The organism is Rhodococcus sp. T2V (assembly GCF_029269925.1).
Lineage (GTDB): Bacteria > Actinomycetota > Actinomycetes > Mycobacteriales > Mycobacteriaceae > Rhodococcus_F > Rhodococcus_F koreensis.
In genome coordinates this window covers 50,859-65,462 of sequence record NZ_JARJBD010000033.1, presented here as the reverse complement: position 1 = coordinate 65,462, position 14,604 = coordinate 50,859, and the positions used below count along the sequence as shown (strand labels likewise).

The 14,604-nt window shown below is 71.5% G+C and carries 13 protein-coding genes; 8 read left to right on the top strand and 5 right to left on the bottom strand.

Features of this window, described 5'->3' with window-relative positions; genetic code table 11:
- The first annotated feature begins 5 nt into the window (after window positions 1-5).
- A complete protein-coding gene (locus tag P3H15_RS25975) occupies window positions 6-884 on the top strand; it encodes a DMT family transporter (protein ID WP_276139864.1) in 879 nt (292 codons plus the stop codon).
- Window positions 885-887: 3 nt separating this feature from the next.
- On the top strand, window positions 888-2,324 hold the full coding sequence (locus P3H15_RS25970) for a GuaB1 family IMP dehydrogenase-related protein (RefSeq protein ID WP_276139863.1): 1,437 nt from the start codon (window positions 888-890) through the stop codon (window positions 2,322-2,324).
- A gap of 71 nt (window positions 2,325-2,395) precedes the next feature.
- On the opposite strand, the gene P3H15_RS25965 is transcribed toward P3H15_RS25970, so the two are convergent.
- Window positions 2,396-2,638: a hypothetical protein gene (locus tag P3H15_RS25965; protein WP_276139862.1), complete on the bottom strand. Its 243-nt coding sequence runs from the start codon at window positions 2,636-2,638 to the stop codon at window positions 2,396-2,398.
- On the opposite strand from P3H15_RS25965, the gene P3H15_RS25960 reads away from it, so the two are divergent.
- Genes P3H15_RS25960 through P3H15_RS25945 form a run of 4 tightly spaced genes read left to right on the top strand, consistent with a single transcriptional unit; the run spans window position 2,631 to window position 7,230 of the window.
- A complete protein-coding gene (locus tag P3H15_RS25960; protein WP_276139861.1) occupies window positions 2,631-4,001 on the top strand; it encodes a hemolysin family protein in 1,371 nt (456 codons plus the stop codon). The genes P3H15_RS25965 and P3H15_RS25960 overlap by 8 nt on opposite strands.
- Window positions 3,994-5,082, top strand: coding sequence for a hemolysin family protein (locus P3H15_RS25955; RefSeq protein WP_072942022.1), 1,089 nt, complete (start codon window positions 3,994-3,996; stop codon window positions 5,080-5,082). The genes P3H15_RS25960 and P3H15_RS25955 overlap by 8 nt, the downstream gene beginning before the upstream one ends.
- Window positions 5,083-5,086: 4 nt before the next feature.
- Window positions 5,087-5,947, top strand: a complete 861-nt coding sequence (locus P3H15_RS25950; protein WP_276139860.1) for a 3-methyladenine DNA glycosylase — start codon at window positions 5,087-5,089, stop codon at window positions 5,945-5,947.
- Window positions 5,944-7,230: a CoA transferase gene (locus P3H15_RS25945; protein WP_276139859.1), complete on the top strand. Its 1,287-nt coding sequence runs from the start codon at window positions 5,944-5,946 to the stop codon at window positions 7,228-7,230. Before P3H15_RS25950 ends, P3H15_RS25945 begins: the two co-directional genes overlap by 4 nt.
- Here the strand turns inward: P3H15_RS25945 and P3H15_RS25940 are convergent.
- Complete coding sequence (locus P3H15_RS25940) at window positions 7,214-7,843, bottom strand: maleylpyruvate isomerase family mycothiol-dependent enzyme (RefSeq protein WP_276139858.1); 630 nt, start codon at window positions 7,841-7,843, stop codon at window positions 7,214-7,216. The genes P3H15_RS25945 and P3H15_RS25940 overlap by 17 nt on opposite strands.
- 90 nt (window positions 7,844-7,933) lie before the next feature.
- On the opposite strand from P3H15_RS25940, the gene P3H15_RS25935 reads away from it, so the two are divergent.
- Window positions 7,934-8,401, top strand: coding sequence for an OsmC family protein (locus tag P3H15_RS25935; protein ID WP_276139857.1), 468 nt, complete (start codon window positions 7,934-7,936; stop codon window positions 8,399-8,401).
- The gene (locus P3H15_RS25930) at window positions 8,398-9,429 is read left to right on the top strand and encodes a nucleoside hydrolase (RefSeq protein WP_276139856.1); all 1,032 of its coding nucleotides are present in this window, start codon (window positions 8,398-8,400) and stop codon (window positions 9,427-9,429) included. Before P3H15_RS25935 ends, P3H15_RS25930 begins: the two co-directional genes overlap by 4 nt.
- Here P3H15_RS25930 and meaB read toward each other — a convergent pair.
- From meaB to P3H15_RS25915, 3 genes are read right to left on the bottom strand one after another with little or no spacing between them, the layout of a single operon-like run.
- Window positions 9,418-10,422 carry a methylmalonyl Co-A mutase-associated GTPase MeaB gene (gene meaB / locus P3H15_RS25925; RefSeq protein WP_095860588.1) on the bottom strand — a complete coding sequence of 335 codons (1,005 nt, stop codon included), beginning with the start codon at window positions 10,420-10,422 and terminating at the stop codon, window positions 9,418-9,420. The two genes, P3H15_RS25930 and meaB, sit on opposite strands and share 12 nt — an antisense overlap.
- A gap of 1 nt (window position 10,423) precedes the next feature.
- A complete protein-coding gene (gene scpA / locus P3H15_RS25920; RefSeq protein WP_095860589.1) occupies window positions 10,424-12,688 on the bottom strand; it encodes a methylmalonyl-CoA mutase in 2,265 nt (754 codons plus the stop codon).
- A complete protein-coding gene (locus P3H15_RS25915; RefSeq protein ID WP_276139855.1) occupies window positions 12,685-14,601 on the bottom strand; it encodes a methylmalonyl-CoA mutase family protein in 1,917 nt (638 codons plus the stop codon). Before P3H15_RS25915 ends, scpA begins: the two co-directional genes overlap by 4 nt.
- Window positions 14,602-14,604 lie beyond the last annotated feature (3 nt).

Genomic DNA, 14,604 nt, shown 5'->3' with positions numbered 1-14,604 from the left:
GAGGCATGTCCCTGCCGTTCGCGTCGGTCGTGTGCGCGCTGATCGCGGCGCTGCTGTTCGCGTGCGCGTCGGTCGCGCAGCAGAGTGCGGCGTCCGAGGTCCCCGAGGACGCCGCGTTCCTGTCCACCCTCCTGCGCAGTCCCCGCTGGTGGGCCGGCATCGTCGGGGACGGCGGCGGCTACGTCATGCAGGCGGTGGCACTGGCGCTGGGGTCGGTGCTCGTGGTGCAGCCGCTGCTGGTGACGGCGCTGCTGTTCGCGTTGCCGCTGTCGGCGAAGTTCTCCGGGTACCGGCTCAGCCGCACCACGTGGGCCCTCGCCGTCGCGCTGGCCGTGGCGCTCGCGATCTTCCTGGTGATCGGCGACCCCACCGAGGGGAACATCGACGCCCCGTTCCGGGAATGGGTGGTGCCCCTCGGCATCCTGCTCGCCGTGGTGGCGGTCGCGGCCGCGGCGGGGATGACGAAGATCGACCCCGGGTGGCGGGCCCTGCTGCTCGGCGGGGCGGGAGGCATCCTGTACGGGGTGGCGGTCGCGTTCACCAAGTACGTCGTCGAACTCTTCCCCCGCGGGTTGTGGGCGGTGCTGAGCAGCTGGCAGGCGTGGGCGCTGGTCGCCGCCGGGCTGGCCGGGGTGTATCTGCAGCAACGCGGCTTCCAGGTGGGGCCGCTGTCCGCGTCCCTGCCCGCGCTGACCATCGCCGAACCGCTCGCGGCCGTGTTCCTCGGCATGACCGTCCTCGACGAACGCCTGCGGGTCGCAGGACCCGGACTGGTGGTGGTCGGCTGCTCGGTCGCGGTGATGGTGGTGGCCACGATCGGACTGTCCAGGTCGCAGGCCCAGCGGACATCCGGCGTCGCCGCAATTTCCCCGGTATCGTCCTGAAATGTGCAGTTCCTCGACGGGCATCGCCCTCCCTATGACCTGACGTACGACGACGTGTTCCTGGTGCCCAACCGCACCGAGGTCACGTCGCGATTCGACGTCGACCTGGCCACCGCGGACGGTTCGGGCACCACCATCCCGATCGTCGTCGCGAACATGACGGCGGTGTCCGGGCGCCGCATGGCCGAAACCGTCGCCCGCCGTGGTGGTCTGGTGGTCCTCCCGCAGGACCTTCCCGCCCGTGCCGTCGCGGAGACCGTGGCCTTCGTCAAGAGCAGGCACCTGGTCGCCGACACCCCGGTCACCCTCGGCCCCGACGCCGCCGTGTCCGACGCGCTGGCGCTGCTGCCGAAGCGGGCGCACGGCGCCGTCGTCGTCGTCGAGGACGACCGCCCCGTCGGTGTCGTCACCGAGGCCTCGTGCTCGGACGTCGACCGGTTCGCGCGGCTGCGCGCGGTGGCGCTGACCGACTTCGTCACCGCCCCCGTCTCCGCGTCGCCGCGGGAGGTGTTCGAACTCCTCGACGGCACGCACGACTCCCTCGCCGTGATCGTGCACCCGGACGGCACCCTCGCCGGTGTCCTCACCCGCACCGGCGCCATCCGGGACGGCATCTACCAGCCCGCCGTCGACGGCAACGGGAAGCTGCGGGTGGCCGCGGCCGTCGGCGTCAACGGCGACGTCGCCGCGAAGGCGCGCGCCCTCGTCGACGCCGGGGCCGACCTGCTGGTCGTCGACACCGCGCACGGCCACCAACAGAAGATGATCGACGTCCTCGGCGCACTGAAGAAGGCCGATCTCGGGGTGCCGCTGGTCGCAGGCAACGTCGTGTCCGCCGCCGGCACCCGGGACCTGATCGACGCGGGCGCCGACATCGTGAAGGTCGGGGTCGGGCCGGGCGCGATGTGCACCACCCGGATGATGACGGGGGTGGGCAGGCCGCAGTTCTCCGCCGTCGAGGAATGCGCCGCGCAGGCCCGCGCGATGGGTGCGCACGTGTGGGCGGACGGAGGCGTCCGTCACCCCCGCGACGTGGCGCTCGCCCTGGCCGCGGGCGCGTCGAACGTGATGATCGGATCGTGGTTCGCCGGCACCTACGAGTCGCCCGGCGACCTGCGCGTGGACCAGTCCGGCAACGCGTACAAGGAGAGCTTCGGGATGGCCTCCAAGCGTGCGGTCGCGGCGCGCACCGCCACCGACACCGCGTTCGACCGGGCCCGGAAAGGGCTGTTCGAGGAGGGTATTTCGAGTTCCCGGATGCGCCTGGACCCGGAGCGTCCCGGCGTCGAGGACCTGATCGACCACATCTGTTCCGGGGTGCGCAGCACCTGCACGTACGCGGGCGCGCGGACGCTGGCGGAACTGCACGAGCGGGCCGTTCTCGGCGTGCAGTCGGCCGCCGGGTTCGCGGAGGGCCGCCCGCTGCCTGCCGGCTGGTGAGGACTGCATCCTGAAGTGCCGGAGGGTGTCCTGTTCCACGGAACCGGACATCCCCCGGTATCATGGGTCGCTCAACCCCACCAGTTCTCGGCGCCGGACCCGTCCGGGCCGTCGAGGCCGAACGAGAGGACTCCGGTGCCCGCGGCACCCACATACGCAGCAAGCGCTCCACCCGCCGTCTCCGGGAGTGTCGTCCCCTCCTGCTCCGTGGAATCGGACTCCGATTCCGCCGGTTCGGAGGGCTCCTCTATCGAGCCGGGTGACAAACCCGGCGACCCCCGTTCCTCCGCTCGGCGGCGATGACCGATGGACATCGCGCTCAGCATTCTCGCCCTGCTCGGCTTTCTCGCCCTGACCGCGGGTACCGCGTTGTTCGTGGCGGCCGAGTTCTCCCTCACGGCCCTCGAACGCAGCACCGTCGACGCGCACGCCCGCACCGGTGACCGGCGGGCCCGCCAGGTGCAGCACGCGCACCGCACCCTGTCGTTCCAGTTGTCGGGAGCCCAGCTCGGCATCACCATCACCACGCTGATCACCGGCTACCTGTCCGAACCGGTCCTCGCGCGCTTCATCACTCCGGTACTGTCCGCGATCGGGTTCAGTGAATCTGCTACCGCGGCAACGTCTTTGGTGATCGCCCTGATTCTCGCGACGTCATTCTCGATGGTATTCGGCGAACTCGTCCCGAAGAACCTCGCCATCGCGCACCCCCTGCCCACGGCGCGGGCGACGGCCGGCATGCAGGCCGCGTTCTCGCTCATCTTCAAATGGGCCATCAACGGGCTCAACGGAACCGCGAACTGGCTGGTGCGACGCCTCGGCATCGAACCGGCCGAGGAGTTGCGGTCCGCGCGGTCCCCGCAGGAACTCGGTTCGCTCGTGCGGACGTCCGCGCAGCGCGGTGCCATCGACAAGGGCACGGCGCTGCTGGTCAACCGCTCGCTGCGCTTCGGCGAACGCACCGCGGAGGAACTGATGACCCCGCGCGTGAAGATCGAGACCCTGTCCACCACGGACACGGTGGCCGATCTGATCGACACCGCCGCCCGCACCGGGTTCTCCCGCTTCCCCGTCGTCGACGGCGACCTGGACGACGCCGTCGGCATCGTCCACATCAAGCACGCGTTCGCGGTGACCGCGCAACGCCGCCGCACCACCCGCCTCAACACGCTGGCCCAGAAGGTGCCGGTGGTGCCGTCCAGCCTCGACGGCGACACGCTGATGGAACGGATCCGGTCCGACGGCATGCAGGTCGCGTTCGTCGTCGACGAATACGGCGGCACCGCCGGAATGGTCACCATGGAGGACCTGATCGAGGAAATCGTCGGCGACGTCCGCGACGAGCACGACGAACCGGAGATCGACGTCCAGCGGATCGGCGACAGCTGGTCCTGCTCCGGGCTGCTGCGCGTCGACGAGGTCTCCGAGACCACCGGCTACACCGCCCCCGAGGGGGAATACGAAACCCTCGGCGGTCTCGTGCTCACCGAACTCGGACGGATCCCCGACGAGGGCGACGAGGTGCAACTCCCACTGCCCGAGGGCGCGCACGACCCCGGCGGCCGGTGGGTGGCCACCGTGACCCACATGGACGGCCGGCGCATCGACCGGGTGCTGCTCACCCCGAAACCCGATCGGACCACCGGCACCGGCAGCGAGGAGGACGACGATGAGTGACCTCTTCGGTGTGCTGCTCACGTTCGTGCTGCTCGCGGGCAACGCCTTCTTCGTCGGCGCCGAGTTCGCGCTGATCTCGGCGCGCCGCGACCGGCTCGAGGCCCTCGAATCGCAGGGCAAGAAACGCGCCCGCACCGTGATCCTCGCGGGCGAGAACCTGTCGCTGATGCTGGCCGCCGCGCAGCTCGGCATCACCATCTGCTCGATCCTGCTCGGCAAGGTCGCCGAACCGGCGATCGCGCATCTCCTCGAGGTCCCGCTGCACGCGGTCGGGCTGCCCGCCGGGCTGCTGCACCCGATCGCGTTCACGATCGCGCTGGCGCTCGTCGTGGTGCTGCACATCCTGCTCGGTGAGATGGTGCCGAAGAACATCGCCCTGGCGGGCCCGGAGCGGACGGCGATGCTGCTGGTCCCGGTGCACCTGGTGTTCATCAAGCTGGCCCGGCCGCTGATCTCGTTCTACAACCTGTGCGCCAACCTGACGCTGCGGTTGCTGAGGGTGGAGCCGAAGGACGAACTCGACGTCACCGTGTCGGCGGTGGAACTGTCCGAGATGATCGGCGAATCCCGGTCCGAGGGGCTGATCGACGCGGAGGAACACCGCCGGCTCACCCAGGCGCTGGAGACCACGGACCGCACCGTCACCGAGGTGATGATCCCGCTGAGCGAGGCACGGACCATCCCCCTGACGGAGGGCGGTACCCGGCTCGGCGCCATCGAGCAGGCCGTCGTCGAGACCGGCTACTCCCGGTACCCGGTGCGCGCCGAGGACGGGTCGCTGGTCGGGTATCTGCACCTGAAGGACGTGCTCGACGACATCCTCGACGAGGAGGCCGGACCCGACACCCTGATTCCGCGGTCGGACATCCGCCCGCTGCCGCGGATGTCGACCACCACCCCGCTCGCGGAGGCACTGGCGAGTCTGCGCCGCGCCAGCTCCCACCTGGGGGCGGCGGCAGACCCGTCGGGGCAGATCGTCGGCATCGTCGCCCTCGAGGACCTCGTCGAGGAATACGTGGGCACCGTCCGCGACGGCACCCACCGGAACAACGGCGTCAATCCGGGACAGCGAACGAGCTGATCGGATGAACGTTCTGGACGCGTCGGAATGGATCCCTCGCCGCGACCGGCACCGGGCGAGGGTGTCCGCGCTGATCGGGCCGCACCTCGAGCGGCGGGACCGCGGTGAGACCCACCCGGTGCACGACTTCCTGTTCACCTATTACAGCTACCGGCCGAACCAGCTGCTCCGCTGGCACGCCGGGTGGGGCACCGTCCTCGCCGGCGCGGACGAGTACGCCGACCTGCGCGGCTATCACCGCACCGACGGCGGTGTCACCGTCGACCCGGAATTCCTGCGGCGCCGCGCGGACACGGTCGCGTTCACCGCACGACTGATGGAGGCGACCGGCGGGCGGCCCCCGCACCTGTCCTGCTTCGGCCTGCACGAGTGGGCGATGGTGTACCGGTCCGAGGAGGTGCGGCACGGCGGCGTACCGCTGCGGCTCGGGGCCGGCGGCACCGACTCGGTGGTGGAGTCGCTGCAACTGCGGTGCACCCATTACGACGCGTACCGCTTCTTCACCCCGGCCGCCGAACCCCGGAACAGCGTGCCGCTGACCCGGGCCGACCAGCTCGGCCGGGAGCAGCCCGGGTGCCTGCATGCGTCGATGGATCTGTACAAGTACTGCTACAAGCTGGCGCCGATGATCGACTCGGACCTGACCGTCGACTGCTTCGAACTGTCCCTCGCCGCACGGGAACTCGACATGCGGGCCAGCCCGTACGACCTGAGCGGATACGGCTACACCCCGATCCCGATCGAGACCCCGCACGGCCGCGCCGAATACGTCCGGGAGCAGGCGGCGCTGGCCGCCCGCGCCGCCCCGCTGCGTGCCGCGTTGCACGACCGGTGCCGCCGGTTGCTCGCCGCCGTGGGGCCGTGACTCCCCCGGTGCCCGACCACGCCGGGGACTACCTGGCGGCCCGCCTCCCTGTGTACGCGGTGGCGGCGGGCTCGCTGACCGCCCTCACCGGCGCCGTCGACCGGTTCGACCGCGCGCACGGCCGCGACCCCCGGCAGTGGCGGCTCGACCCCGAGCGGATCGCCGCGTCGTTCGCGAGCGACCGTCTGCTGCGGTTGTCGGGCGCCCCGGTGTCCGGTTTCGCGGAGCTGTCGGGGTTCTTTCCGGCGTGGGACGGCTGGGTGCGGACCCACGCCAACTACCCGCACCACCGCACCCGGCTGCTGTCGGCGCTCGGCCTGTCCGCCGGCGCCGGCCGGGACGCGGTGGCCGCCCGGATCGGGACCCTCACCGCTGCCGAGGTCGAGGATAGGGCCGCCGCCGCGCAGGCCGTCGCGGTGCGGGTGCGGACGGCCGCGGAGTGGGCGGCGAGCCCGCAGGGGGCGGCCGCCACGGCGGGCGACCTCGTGACCACCGTGGTGCACGCCGCCGGGCAGCGCTCCCGCATCGTTCCCGGCCCGGGACCGTTGGCGGGGGTGCGGGTTCTGGACCTGACCCGGGTGATCGCCGGTCCCGTCGCCACCCGCACGCTGGCGCTGCTCGGCGCCGAGGTGCTGCGGATCGATCCGCCGTCGCTCCCCGAGATCGTCGTGCAGCACCGCGACACCGGGCAGGGCAAGTGGTCCGCGCTGCTCGACGTGCGGTCCGCGGCCGGCCGAGCGGTGTGGGACCGCCTGCTGGCCGAGGCGGACGTGGTCGTCACCGGCTACCGTCCGGGCGCGCTGGACGGGCTGTTCGACCACGCCCCACCGCATCTGGTGCGGGGACGGGTGTGCGCGTGGGGCGGCTCCGGTCCCTGGGCGGACCGGCGGGGATTCGACAGCATCGTCCAGGCGGCGTCGGGGATCGCGACGATCGAGGGCGGCGGCGACATCCCGGGCGCGCTGCCCGCGCAGGCACTCGATCACGCGACCGGGTATCTGCTCGCCGCGGGCATCGTCGACGCCCTCGCCGCCGGGTACACCGACGGGCGCGGCCGCTCCGTCGACGTGTCCCTCGCCCGCACCGCGGCGTGGCTGCTGACCGCGGACGGCCGCTCCGAGGATCCGCCGCCGCCGGCGGTGCCCGGACCCCGCTGCCTCACCACGCACGGCGACCTGGTGACGGCCCGCCCCGCCCTGGCCGAATTCGACGACTACCCGTTCCCGGCCCGGCCCTGGGGCGGCGACGCCCCCGCCTGGCCCGGGCTCACCCCGGCGCCGTGAACCGTGCGCTCGGTTCCCCGCTCAGATGTCCCGGCGGCAACCGGCGACCGCACAGCACGAGGAGCAGGTCCTGGGCGGAACCACGCAGCGGCGCACCCCCACCGAAGGTCCAGGGGCGATCGTCCGCCGTCAACTGCACGCCCGTCAGGTCGATGCCGAAGTACTTCACGTGCTTCGGGCCGACGCCGCCGAGGACCCGGTCGAGGCGGTCGTCCGGGACCCGCCTGCCCAGGCCGAGCGCCACCGACACGTCGAGACCGTGGATCACGTCGTGGGACAGTGCCCCCTCGAAGCCGCCGCCCGGCGGCGTCCACGGGTGCGCGACGTTCTCCTCCAGTGTGCGCAGCAGCGCGTCGGCGGTCAGGGTCCGCGCGTCCTCGCGGGCCTGCGCGTCCGACATCCGGTTGAACTTGCCGCGCGCCTTCACCATCTTCAGCAAGATCCGCGGCGTCGACAGGCGATACGGCATGGTGATGTGCGCGATCACCTCCCGGGTGCGCCACCCCGAGCACAGCGACGGCGCGTCCCATTGCTCCGGCGTCAGTCCCGCCAGCATCGACGCCAGGTCGCGCCGCTCCCCCGCGACCCAGTCCGGGGCCGTGTCCCGTGCCATGTCCATCTCCTCCGGTCGCCGTGTCGTGCTGTACGTAAACAGACCGTGCCCGCCCGCGAAACTCATCGCGCGGCCGTGAAGAATGATCGCGTGAGCACACACGACTACACGCTGACGGTCACCTGGACCGGCAACCGCGGCGCGGGGACGTCGGGCCCGGACACCTACGACCGGGACCACGTGATCGCGGCGGCAGGCAAACCGGATCTGCCGGGCAGCGCCGACCCGTCGTTCCGCGGCGACGCCGCCCGCTGGAATCCGGAGGAACTGCTCGTCGCGTCGCTGTCGCAGTGCCACATGCTCTGGTATCTGGGCCTGGCCGCCGCGGCCGGTGTGGTCGTCGTCGACTACCGGGACGACCCGACGGGCTCGATGGTCGAACACGCGGACGGGGCAGGCGAATTCACCGAGGTGGTGCTGCATCCCACGGTGACCGTCGCGGAGGCGGCGATGGCCGCGCGCGCCGAGTCGCTGCACGCCCGGGCGCACGCGAAGTGCTTCATCGCCCGGTCGGTCGCGTTCCCCGTGCACCACCGGCCGACGGTGGTGACGGCGTGAGCAGCCAGCGGCTGATCGTCGACGTCGACACCGGCATCGACGACTCCCTCGCCCTGCTGTATCTGCTGGCCAGCCCGGAGGCCCAGATCGCGGGCATCGCCAGCACCGCGGGCAACGTGCCCGTCGAGCAGGTCGCGGCGAACAATCTGAACTGGCTCGCGCTGTGCGGGGCACCCGACGTCGAGGTGGCGCTCGGCGCCCGGGTGCCGCTGGACTGCCCGCTGCGCACCACCGAGGACACGCACGGCCCGCAGGGCATCGGGTACGCCGTCCTCCCGCCGTCCGGCCGGTCGCTGTCCGAGCGGGACGCGACCACCCTGTGGGTGGACCTGGTCCGGGACGCTCCCGGGGAGCTGACCGGGCTGGTGACCGGGCCGCTGACGAACCTGGCCCTCGCGATCCGCGAGGAACCGGAACTGCCCCGGCTGCTGCGACGCCTCGTCGTGATGGGCGGGGCGTTCAACCACCCCGGCAACACCACCCCCACCAGTGAATGGAACGTGTCGGTGGATCCGGAGGCGGCCAAGGAGGTGTTCGACGCCTTCTCCGGTCTGCCCGAGGGCAGGCGGCCCATCCTGTGCGGGCTGGACGTCACCGAGACGATCGAGATGACACCGGACCACGTGCGGCGGCTCGCGGAGGCCGCCGGCAGCACCCCCGCCGAGATCATCTCCCCCGACGACGGCCCGCACGTGCGTTCGACCGCGAGCAACGCGGTGATCCGGCACCTGTCCGACGCCATCCGGTTCTACATGGACTTCCACCGCACCCACGACCAGGGTTTCCTGGCGCACATGCACGACCCGTTCGCGGCGGCCGTGGCACTGAACCCGGCGATCGCACGGACCCGGCCGGCGACCGTCGACGTCGAACTGCACGGCCGGCTCACCCGGGGCACCACGGTCGCCGACTGGGTGGGGCACTGGAATCGGGAACCCAACGTCGACGTCGCGGTGAGCACCGACCCGGCCGCGTTCTTCGACGATCTCGTCGACCGGGTCGGGCGCTTCGCGAAATCAGTCGGCTGACGCGTCCGCACCGTCGAACGCGTCGAGGATCTCGGCGGCGGCCAGCGCCGCCGTCAGGGATCCGTCGCGCACCCGCTGTTCGACGTCGCCGCGGATCGCCTTGACCCTCGTGTTCGACGCGAGGCGGCGCAGCAGCTGGTCGTTGACCATCGTCCACGTCCAGTCCACCTGCTGGCGGCGCCGATTCTCCTCGAACTGCCCGGCCGCGGTCAGCACGTCCCGGTGCTTGCAGACGGTGTTCCAGAAGTCCTCGAGACCGACACCCTCGAGACCGCTCATCGTGATCACCGGCGGCGTCCAGACGGCGTCGTGCGGGTAGATCAGGCGCAGCGCCCCGGCGAGTTCCCGGGCGGCGCCCTTTGCCTCCCGCTCGTGCTTGCCGTCCGCCTTGTTCACGGCGACGAGGTCGGCGAGTTCGAGGACCCCCTTCTTGATGCCCTGCAACTGGTCGCCGGTGCGGGCCAGGGTGAGGAAGCAGAAGCAGTCCACCATGTTCGCGACCGTCACCTCGGACTGCCCGACACCGACCGTCTCGACGAGGATCACGTCGAAACCGGCCGCCTCGAGCAGCACGATCGTCTCGCGGGTCGCCTTCGCGACGCCGCCGAGGGTCCCCGACGTCGGGGACGGCCGGATGTAGGCATCCTTCTCGACGGTCAGCCGCGCCATCCGTGTCTTGTCACCCAGGATCGACCCGCCGGTGCGCGTCGACGACGGGTCGACGGCCAGGACCGCCACCCGGTGCCCCTGCCCGATCAGGTGCATCCCGAGCGCGTCGATGAACGTGGACTTCCCGACGCCGGGCACCCCGGTGATCCCGACCCGGTGCGCCTTCCCCGACTCCGGCAGCAGCTCGAGCAGCAGCCGCTGCGCCGCCTCCCGGTGATCGGTGCGGGTGGACTCGACCAGGGTGATGGCCTTCGCCAGGCCGGCGCGCTGATTGGCGCGCACGGCCTGGGCGAGGGCGTCGATGTCGACTGGAGGACGCCCCATGCTATTCCGGGGTGCCCGTCAGATCGTGGCCGAGCTGCGCGGCCAGCTTCTCGAGCAGACCGCTGGCGGCGTCCGCGATGACCGTTCCCGGCGGGAAGATCGCCGCCGCACCGGCCTCGTACAGTTCGGCGAAGTCGCCGGGCGGGATGACGCCACCGACCACGATCATGATGTCGGGACGTCCCACCGCCGCGAGTGCTTCCCGGAGAGCAGGCACCAGTGTGAGGTGACCTGCGGCCAACGACGACACACCGACCACGTGGACGTCGTTGTCGGCCGCCTGGTTGGCGACCTCTTCCGGGGTCTGGAACAGCGGTCCGACGTCCACGTCGAATCCGATGTCCGCGAAGGCCGTGGCGATCACCTTCTGGCCGCGGTCGTGACCGTCCTGCCCCATCTTCGCGATGAGGACACGGGGACGCCGGCCCTCCTCCTCGGCGAACTTCTCGACGAGTTCGGTTGCCTTGTTGATGTTGTCGACCTTCCCGGCCTCGTCCCGGTACACCCCGCTGATGGTGCGGATCTCGGCCTGGTGACGCCCGTACACCTTCTCCAGCGCCTCGGAGATCTCCCCGACCGTGGCCTTCGCCCGGGCCGCGTCGATCGCCAGCGCCAGCAGGTTGTTCTCCATGCCGCCTTCGGTGGCGGCCGCGGCGCGGCTCAGTTCCGCGAGCGCCGCCTCGACGGCTCCCGAGTCCCGGTCGGCGCGCAGCCGGTCCAGCTTCTCGAGCTGTTCCTTGCGGACCCGCGAGTTCTCGACCTTGAGGACCTCGATCTCGTCGGCCTCGTCCGGCACGTACTTGTTGACGCCGATCAGCGGCTGCCGGCCGGAGTCGATGCGGGCCTGGGTGCGGGCCGCGGCCTCCTCGATGCGCAGCTTCGGGATGCCCTCGCTGATCGCCTGCGCCATGCCGCCGGCCTCTTCGACCTCGGCGATGTGCGCACGCGCCCGGTTCGCCAGCTGGTGGGTGAGCCACTCCACGTAATGCGAACCGCCCCAGGGGTCGATGGGACGGACGGTCCCCGACTCCTGCTGCAGCAGCAGCTGGGTGTTGCGGGCGATGCGGGCGGAGAAGTCCGTCGGCAGGGCGAGGGCCTCGTCGAGCGCGTTGGTGTGCAGCGACTGGGTGTGCCCCTGCGTCGCCGCCATCGCCTCGACACACGTGCGGGCCACGTTGTTGTACACGTCCTGCGCGGTCAGCGACCAGCCCGACGTCTGCGAGTGGGTGCGCAGCGACAACGACTTCGCGGACTTCGGTTCGAACTTCGCGACCAGCTCACTCCACAGGAGGCGGCCGGCGCGGAGCTTCGCGACCTCCATGAAGAAGTTCATGCCGATCGCCCAGAAGAACGACAGCCGCGGCGCGAACTTGTCGATCTCCATGCCCGCGTCGAGGCCGGCGCGGATGTATTCGACACCGTCGGCGAGGGTGTACGCCAGCTCCAGGTCGGCGGTGGCACCGGCCTCCTGGATGTGGTAGCCGGAGATGGAGATCGAGTTGAACTTCGGCATCTTCGCGCTGGTGTACGCGAAGATGTCGGAGATGATCCGCATCGACGGCTTCGGCGGGTAGATGTAGGTGTTGCGGACCATGAACTCCTTCAGAATGTCGTTCTGAATGGTTCCGGCCAGCTGCTCCGGGGCGACACCCTGCTCCTCGGCGGCCACGACGTACAGCGCGAGGATCGGCAGCACCGCACCGTTCATTGTCATCGACACGCTGACACTGTCGAGCGGGATGTGGTCGAACAGCTGACGCATGTCCAGGATCGAGTCGATCGCCACCCCGGCCATGCCGACGTCGCCCTGCACCCGCGGGTGGTCGGAGTCGTAGCCGCGGTGCGTCGCCAGGTCGAACGCCACCGACAGACCCTTCTGCCCGGCCGCGAGGTTGCGGCGGTAGAAGGCGTTGGATTCGGCGGCGGTGGAGAAGCCCGCGTACTGGCGGATCGTCCACGGCTGGTTCACGTACATGGTGGGGTACGGCCCGCGCACGAACGGCGCGGCACCCGGGAAGCTGCCCACCGGGTAGCCCTCGGCCTCGGCGGCGTCCCGGTCGGCCTTGGTGTAGACCGGTTTGACGTCGATGCCCTCGGGGGTGGACCACACCACCTGTTCCGGGCTGTAGTGGTTCGCCGCCGCGGCGGACGCGATCAGCTCGTCCGTCTGCTCCGGCGTCGGAGCGGACGGCTGCGGAGACTGCGGATCCTCCAGTGGCACTTCGGCGAAGCTGCCGATCGCGTGCTTGACCTCGCGAGTAGTCACTTCTTGCTCCCTGTGTCGCCCGAGGAGTCGCTCGGGCTCTCGATGGTGTCGAGCAGGCCGGACAGGACCGAGACTGCGTCGATGCGGGCGGTGACGAATCCGTCGGGCCGGGCGGCGCCGTCCGCGTCGGCGACGACCTTCTCCGGGCCGGCGAGCAGCACGGTGCCGATTCCGGCGGCGCGCAGTTCCTCCACCGCGGCCGTGGCCTCGGCGGCGTACCGCTTGTCGGTGCCGCAGATCACGGCGATGCCGGCGCCGGAGTCCTTCGCGGCGGCGGCGATGCTGCCGTCACCGACCGCGAGGGGGCCGGGGTTGAGGGCCTCGATGCCGCCCGACGCCAGCAGGTTCGCGCTGAACGTGGTCCGCACGTTGTGCTCGGCGACGGGTCCGAGCGGGGCCAGGAACACGGTGGGGCGCGCACCGTTGGCCGCCAGGTAGGCGTCGGAGCGGTCCCGCAGCGCCTCGAACGCGGCGGCGTACCGGGCGACGCGGCCCGTGTCCGCGGCGCCCGCGGGCAGCGGTGCCTCGCCGAGGTTCGGGAACTCGTTGACGCCGGTGACGGTGGTCTTGCGGTGCGCGATGTCCGAATCACGTTGCGCGCGGGTGGAAGCGATCCGTTCGCCGATCAGGCCGGCGTCGAGTGCGGCGAGGTAGCCGCCTGCCGCCTCGATCTGCTGGAAGAACTCCCACGCCTTCGCCGCGACCTGCTGGGTGAGGTCCTCGACGTACCAGGACCCGGCCGCGGGGTCGAGCACCCGGCCGAGGTGCGACTCCTCGAGCAGCAGCAGCTGGGTGTTGCGGGCGATGCGCGCGGCGAAGGTCTTCGACACCCCCAGCGCCCCGGCGGGCAGAGCGGAGTCGAACGGCAGCACCGTGACGGCGTCCGCGCCGCCGACGCCGGCACCGAACGCGGCGAGGGTGGTGCGGAGCATGTTCACCCACGGGTCGCGCTGCGCCATCATGGCGGCGGACGTGACGGCGTGCTGCGGGGCACCGCCGAAGTCGGAGGCGCCGCACACCTGGGCGATCCGCGCCCACACCAGCCGCGCGGCACGGAACTTGGCGATGGTCTGGAACTGGTCGTCGGTGGCCGAGAACCGGAAGCCGAGCTGCCCGAGGGCCTGCCCGATGGTCAGTCCGCTCGCGGTGAGCGCCCGCAGGTACTCGAGTCCCGCCGCGATCGATGCGCCGAGTTCCTCGGCGTCGGAGGCGCCGACGTCGTGAAATGCGGTGCCGTCCACGGCGATCGCCCGCACGCTCTCGGACCGGGCCGCGGACTCGGTGGCGAGGGTCACCGCGTCGCCGAGTTCCACGTCGGCGGTACCGGCGAACGCGCTCGTGAGCGGTGCGGCGCCGAGGTCGACACGGACCGCGGTGCGGTCGGTGACCCCGTCGCCGGCGGCGGCACGGGCGTCGAGCAGCGCGAACAGCGCCCGCGCCGCGAGCGGTGCGTCGGTGCCGGCGTCGAGGGTCAGCGGGGCGAGGTCGAGGAGCACACCGTCGAGGGCCGTCTCCAGGGACCGGACGGGGAGGTCGGCGCCGCCGACGGCGAGCCAGAGGGCGCTGACCCCGTTCTCCAGGGAGTCCAGGACGGAGCGGTTGACGTCCGCGGCCTCCGCGCCCTCACCGAAGCGGGCGCTGACCAGCCAGCCGGCGTTGACGTCGCGGGTGGCGTCGGCGCCGCGCACGTAGGGGAAGGTGCCGGGCAGGGGCTGCTCCGGGCGCTCGTCGCGGGGGCTGTACAGCGGTGCGACGGTGACACCGTCGTAGGTGACGGTCTCGAGGAGCTTCTGGGGTTCCGGACCGAGTTCCGCGGCGTCGATCCGACGCGACTTCGCGAGGACTCCGGCCACGGAGTGCTGCCAGTCGGCGTACGCCCGCGCAGCTTCCTCGGTTTCTGAAGCTAGTGACACGGT

Coding starts and splice junctions, on each gene's coding strand:
- P3H15_RS25975 (WP_276139864.1), top strand. CDS start 6: ATGTCCCTGCCGTTCGCGTCGGTCGTGTGCGCGCTGATCGCGGCGCTG.
- P3H15_RS25960 (WP_276139861.1), top strand. CDS start 2,631: ATGGACATCGCGCTCAGCATTCTCGCCCTGCTCGGCTTTCTCGCCCTG.
- P3H15_RS25965 (WP_276139862.1), bottom strand. CDS start 2,638: ATGTCCATCGGTCATCGCCGCCGAGCGGAGGAACGGGGGTCGCCGGGT.
- P3H15_RS25955 (WP_072942022.1), top strand. CDS start 3,994: ATGAGTGACCTCTTCGGTGTGCTGCTCACGTTCGTGCTGCTCGCGGGC.
- P3H15_RS25950 (WP_276139860.1), top strand. CDS start 5,087: ATGAACGTTCTGGACGCGTCGGAATGGATCCCTCGCCGCGACCGGCAC.
- P3H15_RS25940 (WP_276139858.1), bottom strand. CDS start 7,843: ATGGCACGGGACACGGCCCCGGACTGGGTCGCGGGGGAGCGGCGCGAC.
- meaB (WP_095860588.1), bottom strand. CDS start 10,422: ATGGGGCGTCCTCCAGTCGACATCGACGCCCTCGCCCAGGCCGTGCGC.